Source organism: Actinomadura mexicana (assembly GCF_900188105.1).
GTDB lineage: Bacteria > Actinomycetota > Actinomycetes > Streptosporangiales > Streptosporangiaceae > Spirillospora > Spirillospora mexicana.
This window is the reverse complement of the sequence record NZ_FZNP01000022.1, coordinates 30071-48522: the sequence shown is the minus strand read 5'-3', so window position 1 is coordinate 48522 and position 18452 is coordinate 30071. Positions and strand designations below refer to the sequence as shown.

General features: G+C 71.2%; 15 protein-coding genes. 6 read left to right on the top strand and 9 right to left on the bottom strand.

Features of this window, described 5'->3' with window-relative positions; genetic code table 11:
- Positions 1 to 84: 84 nt before the first annotated feature.
- Positions 85 to 492: a hypothetical protein gene (locus tag CHC11_RS36095; protein ID WP_143227438.1), complete on the bottom strand. Its 408-nt coding sequence runs from the start codon at positions 490 to 492 to the stop codon at positions 85 to 87.
- A 175-nt stretch (positions 493 to 667) separates the two neighbouring features.
- On the opposite strand from CHC11_RS36095, the gene CHC11_RS36090 reads away from it, so the two are divergent.
- From CHC11_RS36090 to CHC11_RS36080, 3 genes are all read left to right on the top strand, one after another.
- A complete protein-coding gene (locus CHC11_RS36090; RefSeq protein WP_089316389.1) occupies positions 668 to 1555 on the top strand; it encodes a serine hydrolase in 888 nt (295 codons plus the stop codon).
- 98 nt (positions 1556 to 1653) lie between these two features.
- On the top strand, positions 1654 to 2349 hold the full coding sequence (locus CHC11_RS36085; RefSeq protein WP_089316388.1) for a DoxX family protein: 696 nt from the start codon (positions 1654 to 1656) through the stop codon (positions 2347 to 2349).
- 193 nt (positions 2350 to 2542) lie between these two features.
- The gene (locus CHC11_RS36080; RefSeq protein ID WP_143227437.1) at positions 2543 to 3076 is read left to right on the top strand and encodes a hypothetical protein; all 534 of its coding nucleotides are present in this window, start codon (positions 2543 to 2545) and stop codon (positions 3074 to 3076) included.
- A 298-nt stretch (positions 3077 to 3374) separates the two neighbouring features.
- On the opposite strand, the gene CHC11_RS36075 is transcribed toward CHC11_RS36080, so the two are convergent.
- The 3 genes from CHC11_RS36075 to CHC11_RS36065 all read right to left on the bottom strand — a co-directional run bounded on the left by CHC11_RS36075 (position 3375) and on the right by CHC11_RS36065 (position 7620).
- Entirely contained in the window at positions 3375 to 6191 is a 2817-nt protein-coding gene (locus CHC11_RS36075; RefSeq protein WP_089316386.1) for a vitamin B12-dependent ribonucleotide reductase, read from the bottom strand.
- 120 nt (positions 6192 to 6311) lie between these two features.
- Complete coding sequence (gene nrdR / locus CHC11_RS36070; RefSeq protein ID WP_089316385.1) at positions 6312 to 6785, bottom strand: transcriptional regulator NrdR; 474 nt, start codon at positions 6783 to 6785, stop codon at positions 6312 to 6314.
- Positions 6786 to 7284: 499 nt separating this feature from the next.
- Entirely contained in the window at positions 7285 to 7620 is a 336-nt protein-coding gene (locus tag CHC11_RS36065; protein ID WP_179279174.1) for a LysM peptidoglycan-binding domain-containing protein, read from the bottom strand.
- A gap of 177 nt (positions 7621 to 7797) precedes the next feature.
- On the opposite strand from CHC11_RS36065, the gene lexA reads away from it, so the two are divergent.
- Positions 7798 to 8484, top strand: a complete 687-nt coding sequence (gene lexA / locus CHC11_RS36060; protein WP_089316383.1) for a transcriptional repressor LexA — start codon at positions 7798 to 7800, stop codon at positions 8482 to 8484.
- 196 nt (positions 8485 to 8680) lie between these two features.
- Here lexA and leuS read toward each other — a convergent pair whose 3' ends face one another.
- Both leuS and CHC11_RS36050 read right to left on the bottom strand, forming a co-directional pair.
- Positions 8681 to 11143, bottom strand: a complete 2463-nt coding sequence (gene leuS / locus CHC11_RS36055; RefSeq protein ID WP_245920214.1) for a leucine--tRNA ligase — start codon at positions 11141 to 11143, stop codon at positions 8681 to 8683.
- Between the two features lie 228 nt (positions 11144 to 11371).
- Positions 11372 to 11986 (bottom strand): TerB family tellurite resistance protein, encoded by a 615-nt coding sequence (locus CHC11_RS36050; RefSeq protein ID WP_143227436.1) that lies wholly within the window; start codon positions 11984 to 11986, stop codon positions 11372 to 11374.
- Between the two features lie 291 nt (positions 11987 to 12277).
- Between CHC11_RS36050 and CHC11_RS36045 the strand changes: the two genes are divergently transcribed.
- Complete coding sequence (locus tag CHC11_RS36045; RefSeq protein ID WP_089316380.1) at positions 12278 to 13822, top strand: long-chain-fatty-acid--CoA ligase; 1545 nt, start codon at positions 12278 to 12280, stop codon at positions 13820 to 13822.
- Between the two features lie 21 nt (positions 13823 to 13843).
- On the opposite strand, the gene CHC11_RS36040 is transcribed toward CHC11_RS36045, so the two are convergent.
- On the bottom strand, positions 13844 to 14701 hold the full coding sequence (locus CHC11_RS36040) for a helix-turn-helix transcriptional regulator (protein ID WP_089316379.1): 858 nt from the start codon (positions 14699 to 14701) through the stop codon (positions 13844 to 13846).
- A gap of 114 nt (positions 14702 to 14815) precedes the next feature.
- Between CHC11_RS36040 and CHC11_RS36035 the strand changes: the two genes are divergently transcribed.
- Positions 14816 to 15559: an SDR family oxidoreductase gene (locus CHC11_RS36035; protein WP_089316378.1), complete on the top strand. Its 744-nt coding sequence runs from the start codon at positions 14816 to 14818 to the stop codon at positions 15557 to 15559.
- 20 nt (positions 15560 to 15579) lie between these two features.
- On the opposite strand, the gene CHC11_RS36030 is transcribed toward CHC11_RS36035, so the two are convergent.
- The gene (locus CHC11_RS36030; RefSeq protein ID WP_089316377.1) at positions 15580 to 16827 is read right to left on the bottom strand and encodes a cytochrome P450; all 1248 of its coding nucleotides are present in this window, start codon (positions 16825 to 16827) and stop codon (positions 15580 to 15582) included.
- 145 nt (positions 16828 to 16972) lie between these two features.
- Positions 16973 to 18364, bottom strand: a complete 1392-nt coding sequence (locus tag CHC11_RS36025) for an aspartate aminotransferase family protein (RefSeq protein WP_089316376.1) — start codon at positions 18362 to 18364, stop codon at positions 16973 to 16975.
- Positions 18365 to 18452: the final 88 nt, after the last annotated feature.

Below are 18452 nucleotides of genomic sequence, written 5' to 3'. Positions count from 1 at the left end.
CAGTGGGGGGTGAGGGCGCGGGCTACCGCGTGCCGGCGGGTGGTGTGCTCGGGGTGCGGAGGGAGGTCAGGAGGGTGCTCAGCATCAGGACGCCTCCTGCGGCGGCGAGGCCGACGGTGCCGCGTCGCCGCCGGTGTCCTCCTCACCGGCGCCCAGTAGGGCACTGACCAGGGTGTAGGGCATGAGGGGGATCAGGAAGCCGCTTCCCACCCATGTGAAGAAGACGAGGGGCGCGGCTGGGATCCGCCACCGCGTGCCCCGGGCCAAGACAAGCCCCAGCACGATCCCGGTCGCGGACATGCCGACCGTCACCACGTTGAGCACGATCCAGTCCGCGCCGCCGAAATCCGCCGGAACGTGGCCGAACGCCGCAGCCGCTATCCATACGACCTTGACCGCCAGATACAGCGACAGCGACGCGGCGGCGCCATACCCGCCGGTCCGTCGCACCGCTTCCCATCTCGCCCCGATCACTCCCGGCTCTCCCGTCATGATCGAAGCCTGCCGTCCGCCGGGCGGGCACCGACTCCCCCGCACGGGGCGCCCGCCTCACCCGCGCGGCGGATGGACGGCGGCTCTGGCGAGTGCGCTGCCCCAGGTGCCAACGCAGGGGTAACAGCCGGCTCACGACACTCCCGATCATGGATTCCGCCGCAGGACGGCGTCGATGAGACGGGCCTTGCTTCTCGCCGGCGCGGCGCTCGTCGCGACCGCGATGGTCGTGGCCGGTTCCACGGCGTTCGTCCACGAGCCCCCCACCGTCCCTACGATGACCGCTGAGACCCCGGCCCCGAGGCGGCAACCGACGGCGCCCACCTTCACCCGATCGCAGCGCGAGGAACTCACCCGCGCGCTCCGCCGGTACCTGGACGACAGGTCCGGTGATCTGTCGATCTCGGTGCGCGAGGTGTCCACCGGCCGCTCGTACTCCTACGGTGGAAGCCTGCGCACGGCGACGGCCAGCATCGTCAAGGTCGACATCGTCATGGCGCTGCTCCTCCAGGCGCAGCACGAGCGGCGCGCGCTCACCTCCACCGAGAAGGCCCTGGCCGACCGGGCGATCAAGGTCAGCGACAACGCCGCCGCCAGCGAGCTGTGGCGTTCCATCGGCGGGGCGGGCGGCCTGGCCTCCGCCAACGGGGAACTGGGCCTGCGCGACACCGAGCCCGGCACCGGCGGCTCCTGGGGTTCGACGACGACGAGCGCCGCCGACCAGATCCGGCTGCTGACGGCCCTCACCTCCGCGGACGGCCCGCTCAACTCCGCGAACCGCCGCTACGTCCGCCACCTGATGGGGGACGTGGCGCCGGAGCAGACGTGGGGAGTCGGCGCGGCCGGAGCCGGCGCCGAGGTGAAGAACGGCTGGCTCCCCCGCGAAAGGCACGGCGGCGCCTGGACGGTCAACAGCATCGGAATCGTCCGGGCCGGGGACCGCACCCTTCTGCTCGCCGCCCTCTCGGAACGCGGCGCCACCCTGCGGGACGGCGTCGAGGCCATCGAGCACGCCTGCAAAACCGTCGCCGCGGCCTTCGCCCGCGGCTCCATCGAAACCTGAAGGGCCCGTCCACCTGCGATGTTCGCGAGATCCGCACCGGGGCCGTCATACTCTCCGTCGAACCAGGGCACGCCCCCCGCGCCGAAGGAGCCGCCGGCATGCGCACTCGTCCGCTGTACGACGTCGTCGCCGTCCTGGCGCGGCTAGGCGTGGGCGTCGTCTTCATGGCGCACGGCTGGCAGAAGATCGAGGCGGGGGTCACCGCGACGGGCCGCTCGTTCGACGCACTCGGCGTGCCGCTCCCGACCGCCGCGGCCGTCTACTCCGCGTTCGTCGAACTCCTCGGCGGAGCGGCGCTGATCGCCGGGCTCGGCCTTCCGGTCACCGGGGCTCTGCTCTTCATCGACATGGCGGGCGCGTTCATCTTCGTCCACGCGGACCAGGGCCTGTTCATGGTGGACGGCAAGACCGTCCAGAACGGCTACGAGCTGGTCCTCGCGCTCGGCATGGCCAGCCTGCTGTTCGCGGCGGGCGGCGGCGGCCGCCTGACCCTCGACCGGTGGGTCATCGCGAAGCGCCTCCGCCGTCCCAGCCCGGGCGACGAGGACGAGGAGGACGCGGCGAGCTTCGTGGAGTCGCTGCGCCAGGCCGAGTTGAAGCCCGCGAAAAAGCCGCGCCGCTCCCCCAAACCGCCCGGGATCCCCGCCCCGGACCCGTCCGAGAAGCCGGACAAGCCCGCCGACGACACCGACGATGTGCTGGTGGCCGGACGCCGCAAGCCGTCCCAGCGCCGCCGCACCTCGACCACCCAGCCGGCCAAGCGCCCCGCCGACGGCACCGACCCGCCGGCCTGAGCCCGGCGTAAAGGGACCGGCCGACCCCAGGCCAAAGGTGGCGGTGAGGTAGACCGTGATCACGGCATCGTCACGGGTGTGCCGGGGCGTGCCGCCGAGTGGACACTGTCTGATCCGAACCATCGGTAAGGGTCAGGCACCCCGGTGGCGGTGGATCCTCGCGCTGGCCCTCACTCCCGTCCTGGTGGCGTCGGTGGCGGTGGGGATCGCCTACGGGAAGGGCGGCTGGTACGCCGTCAACGTCATGCTGCGCCGCGGCGCCAATGTCTGGGGCGACGCGGCAAGGGACGACCCTCGGCTGTCCCGGGGGATCCGGTTGTCGCTGGCCGGACAGCGCACGCCTGATGCGGTCGAACCAGTGCGCTGGAACCAGGTCGCCACCGGGCTGGAGGTCGCCGAACTGCCCGTCCGGGCGGCCGGGCGCCCCGTGGACGCCCTGCTCCTCAGCCGGATCGACCCGGCCCGCTACCGGTTCCGTGTGCTCAACCGTCCGGAAGGCGACCGGGACGTCGGTGGCTGGATGGCGGCCACCGGAGCGGCCCTGGTCGTCAACGGCGGCTACTACACCCGTCACGGGGCGCCGGACACCCCGGTGGTCAGCGATGGTCACCGACTCGGTCCCGCGTCCTACCAGGCCACGCACGGTGCGTTCGTGGCCGGCGGGTCCGCAGGCCCAGGCGGTGCCCGGCTGGTGGACCTGGCCGGTCTCGACTGCGCTGGGCCCTGAACCTGGACGGCGGGCCGGTCGCCTGCCAGAAGGTGGCGGCCGGCGGGTACCGGCGGGGACTTCTGCGGGCGTTACGAGCCGGCCGTGCACCGCGGCCGGCTCCAGCTGCTGTGGCCGCTGGTCGACTTCCGGCGATCGGTCCTGCCGATGGCGCTGGTGGCCGTCCCGCGCTGAACCGGTGCCGGTGGTCCCCGAACGTCGAGTCGCGCCCAACGCAACGGACGAGCGCACAAGCGAGAGCGGGGTACCGGCATGTCGCCGATACCCCGTTCCGACTAGGCCCTATGCGGCCCCGGACTCAGCTGCAGCCGCTGGTGGAGCCGCAGCCCTCGCAGACGTAGCAGCTGCCGGCCGGGCGCATCTTGGTGCCGCAGGTGAGGCAGAGCGGCGCGTCGGCCGTGCGGCCCTGGCGGCTCTCGATCACCTCCATGGACGAGCGCGCCTCACCTCCCGCGACCGGGGCGGGCGCGGACGGCCGGGCGATCTCGGCGGACTGCGCCAGCGACTCGCGGTCGACCTCCTCCTCGGCGTGCAGGGCGGCGGGGTCCTCGCCGTTGGCCTGCATCGCGCGCTCGCCGGCGGTGAAGATGCCGAGCTCGGCGCGCTCCTCGTACGGGAGGTGGTCCAGCGCCAGGCGGCGGAAGATGTAGTCCATCACCGAGGTCGCCATGCGGATGTCCGGGTCGTCGGTCATGCCCGCCGGCTCGAACCGCATGTTGGTGAACTTCTCCACCCACGTCTCCAGCGGGACGCCGTACTGGAGGCTGATGGAGATCGCCATGGAGAAGGCGTCCATCACGCCGGCGAGCGTGGAGCCCTGCTTGCCGAGCTTGAGGAAGACCTCGCCGACGCCGTCGTCCGGGTAGGACGAGGCGGTCATGTACCCCTCGGCGCCCGCCACGGAGAAGCGGGTCACGGTCGCGGGGCGCTGCTTCGGCAGCCGCCTGCGGACGGGACGAGGCGTCGCCTCCGCGGGCACCGCCGCCTTGGGCTCCTGCTTCTTTCCCGCGGCGGACAGCGGCTGGCCGACCTTGCAGTTGTCGCGGTAGATCGCCAGGGCCTTCAGGCCGAGCCGCCAGCCCTCGAAGTACACCTTCTCGATGTCCTCGACGGTGGCCTGCTCCGGCATGTTGACGGTCTTGGAGATCGCGCCGGACAGGAACGGCTGGACGGCCGCCATCATCCGGACGTGCCCCATCGGGCTGATCGCCCGCTCGCCCATCGCGCAGTCGAACACCTCGTAGTGCTCGGGCCGCAGGCCGGGCGCGTCCATGACGTGGCCGTGCTCGGAGATGTACTCGACGATCGCCTCGATCTGCTCCTGCTGGTAGCCGAGCTGCTTCAGGGCGCGCGGCACCGTGTGGTTGACGATCTGCATGGACCCGCCGCCGACGAGCTTCTTGAACTTCATCAGCGCGAGGTCCGGCTCGATGCCGGTGGTGTCGCAGTCCATCATCAGGCCGATCGTCCCGGTGGGGGCGAGCAGGCTGGCCTGCGCGTTGCGGTAGCCGTTCTTCTCGCCGGCCTTCAGGCAGTCCGCCCACTGCTTGGCCGCGGCGGCGTGGATCGCCTTGTCCATCGGGTGGAGCGTGCGGACGTCGTCGTTGGCGGCCGCGTGCTTGCGCATGACGCGCTTGTGGCCCTCGGCGTTGCGCGCGTAGCCCGCGTACGGGCCGACGACGCCCGCGATCTCGGCCGAGCGCCGGTAGGCGACGCCCGTCATCAGCGAGGTGATCGCCGCCGCGAGGGCCCGGCCGCCCTCGGAGTCGTAGGCGTGCCCGGTCGCCATCAGCAGCGCGCCCAGGTTGGCGTAGCCGATGCCGAGCTGCCGGTAGTCGCGGGTCGTCTGCGCGATCTTCTCCGTCGGGAAGTCGGCGAACGTGATGGAGATGTCCATCGCCGTGATGACCAGCTCGGTGAGCTTGACGAACCTCGCGACGTCGAAGGCGTCCTCGGGGGTGAGGAACTTGAGCAGGTTGATGCTCGCGAGGTTGCAGGACGAGTTGTCCAGGCTCATGTACTCCGAGCAGGGGTTGGACGCGGTGATCCGCCCGGTCTCGGGGTTGGTGTGCCAGTCGTTGATCGTGTCGTCGTACTGGATGCCGGGGTCGGCGCACTCCCACGCCGCCTTGGCCATCAGCCGGAACAGCTCCTTGGCCTTGACCGCCTCGACGACCTCGCCGGTCATCCGGGCCCGCAGCGCGAACTCCCCGTCCGACTCCACGGCGTGCATGAACTCGTCCGACACCCGGACGGAGTTGTTGGCGTTCTGGTACTGGACGCTGCCGATGTCCTTGCCGCCGAGGTCCATGTCGAACCCGGCGTCCCGCAGCGCGCGGATCTTGTTCTCCTCGCGCGCCTTGGTCTCGATGAACTCCCCGATGTCGGGGTGGTCGACGTCCAGCACGACCATCTTGGCGGCCCGGCGGGTCGCGCCGCCCGACTTGATCGTTCCGGCGGACGCGTCGGCGCCGCGCATGAACGAGACCGGGCCGCTGGCCGTCCCGCCCGAGGACAGCAGCTCCCGGCTGGAGCGGATGCGGGAGAGGTTCAGGCCGGCGCCGGAGCCGCCCTTGAAGATCACGCCCTCTTCCTTGTACCAGTCCAGGATCGACTCCATCGTGTCGTCCACGGACAGGATGAAGCAGGCCGAGACCTGCTGCGGGGACTTGGTGCCGACGTTGAACCACACGGGGGAGTTGAAGCTGAACATCTGGTGGACCAGCGCGTACTTCAGCTCGTGGTCGAAGATCTCGGCGTCCTCCTCGGAGGCGAAGTAGCCCTCCTTGACGCCCGTGTCCACGTACATCTGGACGACACGGTCGACGAGCTGCTTCAGGCTCCATTCCCGCTGCGGCGTGCCGACCGCCCCGCGGAAGTACTTGGAGGTGACGATGTTGACGGCGTTCAGCGACCAGAAGTCGGGGAACTCCACGCCGCGCTGCTCGAAGTTCACCGAGCCGTCGCGCCAGTTGGTCATGACGACGTCACGACGTTCCCAGCGCATCTCGTCGTACGGGTGCACGCCGGGCGTGGTGAAGATGCGCTCGACCTTCAGCCCCTTGCGACCCCCCTTGCCGCGCCGCGCCGCCGAGCCGCTCACCGTCTCCGTCATGACCTTCCCCCTCTCGGACCCTCCCGCCGGGTCCCGTCCAGGAACAACCACGCCGCCGCACGGGCCATGCCCGCGCGGAGACGCCTTTACGTGTGCTGATGTGTGTTTCCGGTACCGCCCCTAACGGGACGGGCCGGGCTCCCCCGCGGAACCGGACTTCCGCAGGGTTTCGATCTCCTTGGCGAAGTCGTCCAGCGACTCGAAGCCCCGGTAGACCGAGGCGAATCGCAGATAGGCGACCTCGTCGAGTTCGCCGAGCGGCCCCAGGATCGCGAGGCCGATCTCGTGCGAGGGTATTTCCGCGGACCCGGACGACCTGATCGCCTCTTCGACCCGCTGCCCCAGCTTCGCGAGCGCATCCTCGTCGACCGGACGGCCCTGGCAGGCCCTGCGCACACCGGCGATGATCTTTTCCCGGGAGAACGGCTCGGTGACCCCGCTGCGCTTGGCCACCATCACGAGCACATTCTCCTGCGTCGTGAACCGCTTGCCGCATTCCGAGCACGACCGGCGACGCCGAATGGCGCCCCCGTCATCGGTCGCACGGCTGTCGATCACTTTGGTGTCAGGGTTGCGACAGAACGGGCAGTGCACGTTTGGTCCCTCCCCTGACGTAAACGAGTAACACCCATGTGAGTTCCATATATAGGGAACTACATCGATGTGACTACTAGATGTTGTGGTCAACCGTACGGCTCACCGGAGTCCTTCGCAACCTGGTCCCGCGTCCCCTGCGTCACATCCGCCGCGTCCGCGCAGGTCATCTCCGACACCCCGGTTTTCGCTCCGGGCGTGTCGTCACCCACCGCCCCCGACAGACCCCTCCCGGTAACCCCCATCAGGCCAAAGCCCCTGCAAGAGCCCCCTTTGCCGCTCCGTCAGCCGCCTCGCAGCCACTCCCCGGCTCCCCGATCCCACCGCGCACCAGGGGCGCCGACACCACCGCCCACGCGCACGCTCCCGACCGGGCCGCTCGACCGCGCTCGCCGCCGTTCGGGCACGAGGGAGGACGTCGCGTCGCTGGACGGGCGCTCGGCGTTGCCGCATCCGGCGTGACCGAGTGTGACCGAGCGTGGTCTGACCGGCGCGCCGGTCAGCTTGACGGAAGCCGGAGCTCCTGGCCGGGATGGACGGTGGGGTCGCCGGCCAGGCCGTTGAGGTCGATGATGCGCTGCACCACGAGGCGCGGGTCGCCGCCGGGATCGGCGGCGGAGGCCACGCCCCAAAGGGTGTCGCCGGGCTCGACGACGACCGTTCCTGCGGGGCGGGACGGACCGCCGTGCCTTTCCCGGGAACCGGCAAAGGCGCCCGAACCCCCGATGACCCAGAGCAGCACGAGCGTCACCGTTGCGGCGAAGGCCACCAGGACGACGCGGCCCCGGCGGGTCAGGCGGATCGGAGGACGGTCACTGTGGGGCGAACCCGGCATCTCTCCCCTCCTCGACTTCGAATGCATTTTCGATCGAACGTCTGTACGATGTTCTACCAGGGGCCGTCCGGAAAAAGCGAGCGCATCTTCGAACAATTGTTTGATCATCGAGCCTGGACGCGATAGCGTTCCATGACAAGGAGTGACGGATCCGAGGCGCCCGGGAGGCGACGAGCGATGAGCAAGGTCCGGGACCTGCCCGACGGGCCGATGGACGAGACGGGCCTGACCCAGCGACAGCGCATGGTGCTGGAGGTGATCCGTGACTCGGTCCAGCGCCGCGGGTACCCGCCCTCGATGCGCGAGATCGGCGAGGCCGTGGGGCTGACCAGCACCTCCAGCGTGTCGCACCAGCTCCGGACGCTGCAGCGCAAGGGCTTCCTGCGGCGCGACCCCAACCGGCCGCGCGCGGTCGAGGTGCGGGTGCCGGGCACGACGCCGGTGCGCACGCACGAGGAGGGCTACGAGCCGGCCTCGGGGCAGCCCGCGCCCGCCTACGTGCCGCTCGTCGGCCGTATCGCCGCCGGTGGCCCGATCCTCGCCGAGGAGGCCGTCGAGGACGTCTTCACGCTGCCGAAGCAGCTCGTCGGCGAGGGCACCCACTTCCTGCTGAAGGTCACCGGCGACTCGATGATCGACGCCGCGATCGCGGACGGTGACTGGGTGGTCGTGCGGCAGCAGCCGGTGGCCGAGCAGGGCGACATCGTGGCCGCCATGATCGACGGCGAGGCCACGGTCAAGACGTTCAAGCGCCGCGACGACGGCCACATCTGGCTGATGCCCCAGAACCCCGCCTACGAGCCGATCCCCGGCGACGAGGCGTCGGTGCTCGGCCGGGTCGTGGCGGTCCTCCGCAAGATGTGACACCGGCCGTCAGCGGCCGCCGGGGCACCCTCCGGCGGCCGCTCACGCATGCTCGGACCCGGCCGGCGCGCTGCGGCCGCGCACGCCGGCAGAGCTCCCTGCTCCATCTCGGATCGGGCCGGAGGACGGCGTCTCCGCCCCCTCCTCCCGGTGTCGCCGCGCCGCTCGGGTGGGAGCGGCGCGGCGTCGCGGGTGGTCAGCGCTTGGGGACGATGTTGACGATCTTGGGGGCGCGGACGATGATCTTGGCGATGTCGGCGCCGGCCAGGGCGTCCTGGACCTTGGCCGAGGCCAGGGCGCGGCGTTCCAGCTCCTCGCCGGCGATGCCGGGCGGGACGTCCAGGCGGTCGCGCACCTTGCCGGCGACCTGGACGACGCAGGTGACCGACTCCTCCACCAGCAGCACGGGGTCGGCGGACGGCCAGCCCGCGCGGACCACCGGCGCGGTGCGGCCCAGCAGCTCCCACGCCTCGTCGGCGGTGTAGGGGGCGAACAGCGACAACAGGACCGCGATCGTCTCCGCGGCCTCGCGGACGGCCGGGTCGGCGGCGCCGGGGCCCGAGTCGATGGCCTTGCGGGTCGCGGTGACCAGCTCCATGATCCGCGCGATGGCGACGTTGAAGCGCTGCGTCTCGACCAGCGTGGTGGCATCGTCGACCGTGCGGGCCGTGGCGCGGCGCAGGGCCGTGTCGCCGGAGGCGACGTCCGCGCCGGGCTCGGAGGAGACCTCGGCGGCGATGCGGTGCACGCGGGACAGGAACTTCGACATGCCGTGCGGGGACACGTCGGCCCAGTCGATGTCGTCCTCGGGCGGGCCGGAGAACAGGATCGCCAGCCGGACGACGTCCACCCCGAACTCGCCGATCTGCTCGCCCAGGTCGACGCCGTTGCCCAGCGACTTCGACATCGCCTTGCCCTGGTTGATCACCTGGCCCTGGTTCAGCAGCCGGGTGAAGGGCTCGGTGAAGTCGACCATGCCCATGTCGAACAGGACCTTGGTGAAGAACCGGCTGTACAGCAGGTGCAGGATGGCGTGCTCGACGCCGCCCGTGTACTGGTCGACCGGCATCCACTCGCGGACCCGCTCGACGTCGAACGGGCCGCCCTCGTAGTCGGGCGAGCAGTAGCGGAAGTAGTACCAGGACGAGTCGACGAACGTGTCCATGGTGTCGGTGTCGCGGGTGGCGGCGCCGCCGCACTTGGGGCACTCGGTGTTCACCCAGTCGGACGCTGCGGCCAGCGGCGAGGTGCCCTTGGGGGCCAGGTCGGCGCCGCGCAGGCCCTCCGGCAGGGTCACCGGCAGCTGGTCGTCGGGGACGGGGACCTCGCCGCACGCCTCGCAGTGCACGATCGGGATCGGGCAGCCCCAGAACCGCTGCCGGGACACCAGCCAGTCGCGCAGCCGGAAGTTCACCGACGCGCGGCCGGTACCGCGCTCCTCCAGGATCCCGGTGATGCGGGCGATGCCGTCGGCCTTGGTCAGCCCGTCGATGGGGCCGGAGTTGACGATCGCGCCGTCGCCGGGGGTGGCGACGCCGGTCTCGGCGGGGTCGGCCAGGCCGGTCTCGACGACGACGCGGACGGGCAGGCCGAACTTCAGCGCGAAGTCCAGGTCGCGCTGGTCGTGCGCCGGGACGGCCATGATCGCGCCGTGCCCGTACTCGGCCAGGACGTAGTCGGACGCCCAGACGGGCAGCCGCTCGCCGTTGACCGGGTTGACCGCGTAGCGGCCCAGGAACACGCCGGTCTTCTCACGCTCGGTGGACAGCCGCTCGATCTCGCTCTCGCGGGAGACCTCGTCGCGGTAGGCCTCGAACGCGGCGCGGTGGTCGGGGTGGCAGACCTCCTCGGCCAGCGCGGCGTCGGCGGCCACGACCATGAACGTCGCGCCGTACAGGGTGTCGGGGCGGGTGGTGTAGACGGTGACCGGCTCGTCGCGCCCCTCGATCACGAAGTCGACGTCGGCGCCGGTGGAGCGGCCGATCCAGTTGCGCTGCATCAGCAGGACGCGCTCGGGCCACTTGCCCTCCAGCTGCGCCATGTCGTCCAGCAGCCGGTCCGCGTACTCGGTGATCTTGAAGTACCACTGGGTCAGCACGCGCTTCTCGACCAGCGCGCCGCAGCGCTCGCAGTGCCCGCCGACGACCTGCTCGTTGGCCAGGACGGTCTGGTCCTTCGGGCACCAGTTGACGTGGCCGCCCTTGCGGTAGGCCAGGCCCCGCTCGTAGAAGCGCAGGAACAGCCACTGCGTCCACTTGTAGTACTCGGGGTCGGAGGTGTGCAGGCGCCGCGTCCAGTCGAAGGACGGGGCGTAGCGGTGGAAGGAGGCCGCCTGCGTCTCGATGTTGGCGTACGTCCACTCGGCGGGGTGCGAGTCGCGCTTGATGGCGGCGTTCTCGGCGGGCAGGCCGAAGGAGTCCCAGCCGATCGGGTGCAGGACGTTGAAGCCGCGCTGGAACCAGTAGCGCGCGACGACGTCGCCGATGGCGAACGCCTCCGCGTGGCCCATGTGCAGGTCGCCGCTGGGGTAGGGGAACATGTCCAGGGCGTAGCGGCGCTCCTCGGCGGGGCCCTTCTCGTCCGCCTTGAACGGGTCGAGCTCCTCCCAGCGGGCCTGCCACTTGTCCTGGACCGCCCGTGGGTCGTACCCGTCGTTCAGGGGGGACGCCCCCCCTGCACCCCCCGGCGTTGCGCGGTGGGGAACGTCGCTGCTCACGCTTCTGACTCCGGTTCCTGCTGCTGGGTCGTGGCCGTCCGCCGACATGAAACGGCCCCTCGCACAGGAGGGGCCACCACGCTGACGTCAGTGCGTCAACGCGGTCCTTCGAGGAGCAGCCTGGTTGGCATACCTCAAGAGTAGCGCAACCGCAACCCCGCCCGCCGCGACTTAGTGCCCCGACTCCTGGCGGGCCATGGACACGACGCCGGTCACCTGCACCCGGGTCAGTTCCAGGTCGGCGCCGACGGCGGACAGCGTCTCCTCCTCGGACACGGTCAGCGGGCCGTCGACCAGCGCGATCTCGGCGGCGGCGCGCAGGATGCTCTCCCGCGCCTCGGGGGCGAGGGCCGAGGCGGCGCGCCCCATCTCGACGCGGACCTCGTCGAAGGGGCGGCCGAGGTCGGCGTCCAGGGCGGGCTCGCCGTACCCGGGCTCGCCGGCCTGCCGGACGACGGAGACGGCGCGGGAGCGGGCGGCCGCGTTGGTGTAGTCGCCGGAGCGCAGGACCTGGGCGATGGCCATGCGCAGCAGCATCGCGGGCATCTGCGCGAGCTGCGCGGTCGTCGGCACGTCGAGCACGGCGGGGTTCCAGCGGCCGTGGCAGGTGTCGCACTCGACGAACTCGCCGCCCGCCTTCATCAGCGGGATGACCGGGACGAAGAACAGCGTGAAGAAGTTGCGCCCCTGCCGGCGGCGGTACCCGCGGTCGCCGCCGCACCCGGGACAGTGGAAGGTTCCCCTGGACAGGGTGAAGAACACCACGCGCCAGCCAAAGATGATCAAGATCGCGCACCCTTTCTCGCTGCAGCGGCACATGCTAGCGCCGCCGGGCGACCGGCATCCGGCGCGGCCCCGGCGCCGGGGCGGACCGGCCGGATCCGGTCATGACGCCGAAGGCCCCCGCGGGGGCGGCCGTCCTCCCTCCCGCGGGCTCGCCGTCGCAACGACGAAAACGCCACGTCAAGGGCTGCGAATGATGGCGCGGGACGAGCCCCGTGCAGCAGGATGTGCGGAACGGTTTCATACACTCGCCGGTAACTAACCGGCCGGTCACCTTTCCGCGCGAGGAGTGCCATGCTCAACCTGTCCGTGCTGCTGGAGGACGCCGCCCGGGAGACGCCCGACCGCGACGCCGTCGTGTTCGGCGACCTCCGGCTCTCCTACTCCCTCCTCGACCAGGTCGCGAACCAGGTCGCGAACCTGCTGCGCGAGCGCGGCATCGGGCCGGGCGACAAGGTGGCGCTGTCCAGCCCGAACCTCCCGTACTTCCCGATGGTGTACTTCGGGGCGCTCAAGGCGGGGGCGGTGGTCGTCCCGCTGAACGTGCTGCTCAAGCCGCGGGAGATCGCCTACCACCTCGGCGACTCCGGCGCCAGGGCGTTCTTCTGCTTCGAGGGGACTCCGGAGCTGCCGCTCGGCGAGATGGGGCGCGCCGGGTTCGAGCAGGCGCAGGGGTGCGAGCACCTCTTCCTGCTGCCCGCCGACCCGTCCGCCACCGAGTCCCCGGTGGAGGGAGCGGAGCTGTTCTGGGCCGCGCTCGCGGGGATGCCGGGCACCTTCGAGACGGCGCAGACCGGGCCGGGCGACACCGCCGTGATCATCTACACCAGCGGGACGACCGGGCAGCCGAAGGGCGCCGAGCTCACGCACAGCAACCTGCTGACGAACGCCATGGTGGACGACACGCTCTTCTACCGGACGCTGCACGACACGTCGCTGGTCACGCTGCCGCTGTTCCACATCTTCGGGCAGACGTGCGTGATGAACGTCGGCCTCTACCGGCGCGCGACGCTGGTGATGCAGGCGAGATTCGACGCCCGGCAGGCCGTCGAGCTGATGGTCAGGGAGAAGGTGAACATCTTCGCGGGCGTCCCGACGATGTACTGGGGCCTGCTGACCGACGAGACCTCCGAGGAGGACATCGCGTCGATCCGGGAGAACCTGCGGGTCGCGGTGTCGGGCGGGTCGGCGCTGCCGATGGAGGTCCTCAAGGGGATCAGGAAGAAGTTCGGCGTGGACGTCCTGGAGGGCTACGGGCTGTCGGAGACGTCGCCGGTGGCCTCGTTCAACCGCCCGGACCGCCCGACCAAGCCCAGTTCGATCGGCCTGCCCGTGTGGGGCGTGGAGATGAAGCTGATCGACGACGACTGGAAGGAGATCGAGGGCGAGGGGCCCGGCGAGATCGCCGTCCGGGGCCACAACATCATGAAGGGCTACCACGGGCGGCCCGAGGCGACCGAGGCCGCCGTCCGGGACGGCTGGTTCCGCACCGGCGACGTGGCCCGCCGCGACGAGGACGGCTACTACTACATCATCGACCGCTCCAAGGACATGATCATCCGGGGCGGGTACAACGTGTACCCGCGGGAGCTGGAAGAGGTCCTGATCACCCACCCGGAGGTCTCGCTGGCCGCGGTCGTCGGCGTCCCGCACCCCTCGCACGGCGAGGAGGTCAAGGCGTACGTGATCCGCACGCCCGGCGCCGCCGTCACCGAGGACGAGCTGGTCGCGTGGGGCAGGGAGCAGTTCGCCAACTACAAGTACCCGCGGATCGTCGAGTTCCGCGACGAGCTGCCGATGACCGCCACCGGCAAGATCCTCAAGCGGGAGCTGCGCTAGCCGCCCGCCGGGCCCGGGGTCTCAACCGACCCGCGACGTGCCTTCCAGCCGGCCCCGGGTCCCGACCGCCCGCAGCAGCTTCATCGCCTCGTGGGACGGCGTGCCGGGCGTGACCGTGTACAGCACGACGCGCTGGTCGCGTTCCGGCACGTAGAGGACGTCGCAGTGCATGTCCAGGTCGCCGACCACGGGGTGCCTCATCAGCTTGCGGCCGCCACGCCTGATGCCGACCTCGCCCTCGTCCCAGAGCCTCGCGAACAGGGGGCTGCGGCCCGATACCTCGGCGACCAGCTCGGCGATGCCGGGGTCGCCGGGGTAGCGGCCGGACGCGGCCCGCAGGTCCGCCACCGACTCGCGCGCGAGCTGCTCCACGTACTCGTCGGTGTCGAACCGCGCGATGGCCGGGCCGGTGAACAGCCAGCGGACGACGTTGCGCTCGCGCGGCTCCATGGCGGCGAAGTCCGTCATGAGCGCGGCGGCCAGGCCGTTCCAGGCGAGGATGTCGTGGCGGGCGTTCAGGACGTAGGCGGGCGTGTCGTCCAGCCGTTCGAGCAGGTGCAGGATGCCCGGCGGGACGTCCTGCGACGGCGCGGCGGGCGGCCCCGGGGCTTCGCCGGCCAGGTTGTAGAGGTGGCCGCGCTCGTCGCCGCTCAGCCTCAGGGCACGCGCCAGCGCGGCCAGGATCTGCCTGGACGGACGGGGCCCGCGCCCCTGCTCCAGCCGGATGTAGTAGTCCACCGACATCCCGGCCAGCTGCGCGATCTCCTCGCGGCGCAGGCCGGGCGTGCGGCGCCGCGCCCCGGCCGGGAGCCCGACGTCCGCGGGCCGGATGCGGGCCCGGCGCGAACGCAGGAACGCGGCCAACTGCTGCCTGTCCATGCCCTCCAGCATGTCCGACCCGGCGGGGCCGCCGCCACGCGCAGGGTGGTACCGCCGATCCCAGCTTCGGGCGGTCTCTCCTCACCTTCGCCGAGGGCGGGCAGCCTGCAGGGCATGACGAAACGGATCGCTCTCATCACGGGAGCCAACAAGGGCCTCGGCTTCGAGACGGCGCGCATCCTCGGCCAGGGCGGGGCGACCGTCCTGGTCGGGGCGCGCTCGCCCGAGCTCGGGGAGAAGGCCGCCGCCGCCCTCTCCGGCGAGGGCATCGACGCCCGGTTCATCCGGATCGACGTCACGGACGCCGGCACCGTCGAGCGCGCGGCCGAGTGGATCGACGCCGAGTACGGGCGCCTCGACATCCTGGTCAACAACGCGGGGATCTCGCCGACGCACGCGTCCGATCCCGCGGACTCCCCGCCGCCGAGCCGCGTCGCCCCGGACCTCGTGCGGGCCGCCTTCGAGACCAACGTGATCGGGGTCGTCGCGGTCACGGGCGCGCTGCTCCCGCTGCTGCGCCGCTCCCCCGCAGGACGGATCGTCAACGTCTCCAGCAACCTCGGATCGCTGACCAGGCTGACCGATCCGGCCGGTCCGTCGTCGGCGCCGAACCTGCTGCCCTACAACGCGTCGAAGACGGCGCTCAACGCGGTGACCGTCGCCTACGCCAGGGAGCTGGCCGGCACCCCGGTCAAGGTGAACTCGGCCGCGCCGGGGTACTGCGCCACCGACCTCAACGGGCACACCGGGTTCCGCACGGCGGCCCAGGGCGCGGCCGTGATCGCGGGCGTGGCCCTCCTCGGCGACGACGGCCCGACGGGCGCCTACATCGCCGAGGACGGCCCGGTGCCCTGGTGAACCGGCGGGCCGCGCGGCCGTCAGATCGTGTAGGGCAGGCGCTTGATCCCGTTGATGAAGTTGGACTCCAGGCGGTCGGGGTCGCCGGAGGCGCGGATGGCGGGCGCGTGGCGCAGCAGCTCGCGGAACATCACGGTGATCTCGCGCCTGGCCAGGTGCGCGCCGAGGCAGAAGTGCGGCCCGGGCCCGCCGAACCCGACGTGCTGTTTCGGGTCGCGCAGGATGTCGAACCGCTCCGGGTCGGTGAAGACCGACTCGTCCCGGTTGGCCGACCAGTAGTAGAGGACGAGCTTGTCGCCCTCCTTGATCTCGTGCTCGTTCAGCACGGTGTCGCGGGTCGCGGTCCTGCGCATCCAGATGACCGGCGAGACGTACCGGACGATCTCCTCGACCGCGCCGGGCATCCGGCCGTCGAAGTCCTCGACGAGCAGGGCCCGCTGGTCGGGGTTGCGGGTGAACAGGTCGAGGCCGTGGGCGATCGCGTTGCGGGTGGTCTCGTTGCCGGCGACGACCAGCAGGATGAAGAACGAGCCGAGCTCCTGGTCGGTCAGCGACTCGCCGTCGAGGTTGGCGTTCACCAGGGCGGAGGTGAGGTCGTCGGTGGGGTCCGCGCGGCGCTGCCGCCCGAGGTCCTCGACCAGGCCGCGCAGCGTCTCGCCGGCGCCGAGCAGCGCCATCGCCATCTGCTCCGGCTCCGCGGACGGGATGAACTCGGGGTCGTTGCCCGCCAGGATGACGTTGGTGGCGTCCAGGACGGTCCCGTACTGCTCCTCCGCGATGCCCATCATGTCGCAGATGATCTTCAGGGGGAGCCGGGCGGCGACGTCGGCCACGAAGTCGCCCGAGCCGCGGCCCGCGACCACGCTCTCGACGATCTGGCCCGCGACCGCCTCGACCCTGTCCTCGAACCGCTGGACCATGCGGGGTGAGAACGCCCGGGACACGATCCGCCTGATCTTGGCGTGCCGGGGGTCGTCCATGCTGATCATCGAGCCGAAGTACTCGTGCATGTCGCCCGGCATGTCCGGGATGCTGATGGCGCCCCGGCCGGAGCAGAAGTCCTGCGGGCGGCGGGACGCCTCGACGACGTCGGCGTGCCGCGTCAGCGCGTAGTAGCCGGGGCCCTGGGGCGCGATGACGATGTCCGGCTCCTCGTAGCGGATGAGGCCGGCGTGCCACCGCAGCGCCTTGAACGCCTCGTGCCGGTAGTCGTGCGGCCGCCGCCAGAAGTCCCAGTCCGTCAGGTTGATGTCGTCGACCTTGAGCACGCGCCCACCGCCTTGTCACGTCCGAACTCGATTCGGTTTACATGCACCCTCTCAAAGTAAAACTGCAAGCGCACACTGATCGGCCGGGTGACGCCCCTCACATTAGTCCGGCGCGGCCCGGGGACGCGCCCGGCTCCGGCGGCCGTCACAACCGCGTCCAAGCCTCCTGGAGGACGGAGCGCAGGATCTGCTCGATCTCCTCGAAGTGCCCCTGGTCGCAGATCAGCGGCGGCGCCAGCTGGACGACGGGGTCGCCGCGGTCGTCGGCCCGGCAGTACAGGCCCGCCTCGTAGAGGGCCTTGTCGAGGAACCCGCGCAGCAGGCGCTCGGACTCCTGGTCGTCGAACGTCTCGCGCGTGGCCTGGTCCTTCACCAGCTCGATGCCGTAGAAGTAGCCGTCGCCGCGCACGTCCCCGACGATCGGCAGGTCGCGCAGCCGCTCCAGCGTGCTCCGGAACGCGTCCCGGTTGCGCAGGACGTGCCCGGTCAGGTCCTCGCGCTCGAACAGGTCGAGGTTGGCCAGCGCCACCGCCGCCGACACCGGGTGCCCTCCGAAGGTGTAGCCGTGCGCGAACATCTCCGTCCCGCCCCTGAACGGCTCGAACAGGCGGTCGGCGACGAGCATCCCGCCGAGCGGCGCGTACCCGGACGTCACGCCCTTGGCGAAGGTGATGATGTCGGGCGTGTAGCCGAACCGCTGCGCGCCGAACATCGTGCCGAGGCGGCCGAACGCGCAGATCACCTCGTCCGACACCAGCAGGACGTCGTGCCGGTCGCAGATCTCGCGGACGCGCTCGAAGTAGCCGGGCGGCGGCGGGAAGCAGCCGCCGGCGTTCTGCACCGGCTCCAGGAACACGGCGGCGACGGTGTCGGCGCCCTCGAACTCGATGACCTCCTCGATCCGGTCGGCGGCCCAACGGCCGAACGCCTCGGGGTCGTCGCGGTGCTCGGCGGCCCGGTAGATATTGGTGTTCGGCACCCGGAAGCCGCTCGGCACCAGCGGCTCGTACGGCGCCTTCAGGCCGGGCAGACCCGTGATCGACAGCGCCCCGTGCGGGGTGCCGTGGTAGGCGACCGCGCGGCTGATCACCTTGTGCTTGGCCGGCTTCCCGGTGAGCTTGAAGTAGTGCTTGGCGAGCTTCCACGCGCTCTCCACCGCGTCGCCGCCCCCGGTGGTGAAGAAGACGCGGTTCAGGTCGCCGGGCGCGAGGGCGGCGAGCCGCTCGGCCAGCTCGACGGCCTTCGGGTGCGCGTACGACCAGATCGGGAAGTAGGCCAGCTCGGCGGCCTGCTTGGCGGCGGCCTGCGCCAGCTCCTCGCGCCCGTGCCCGGCCTGGACGGTGAACAGCCCGGCGAGCCCGTCCAGGTAGCGGCGGCCCGCCGAGTCGTAGACGTAGGGGCCCTCACCCCGGACGATCACGGGGATCTCGCCGCCGTCCCCGGACGCCGGGTGCCGCGCGAAGTGCATCCACAGATGGTCGCGCGCCGCCCTCTGCATCGCGTCGTGCTGCTGGCTGGTCACGTCCGACTCCGTCATCACGGTTCCCTTGGTGCGATCGATCCAGTTGCGTCGATGCTATGTGACTACGGAATCCGCTGTAAATACATGGTGATACGCCGGTATC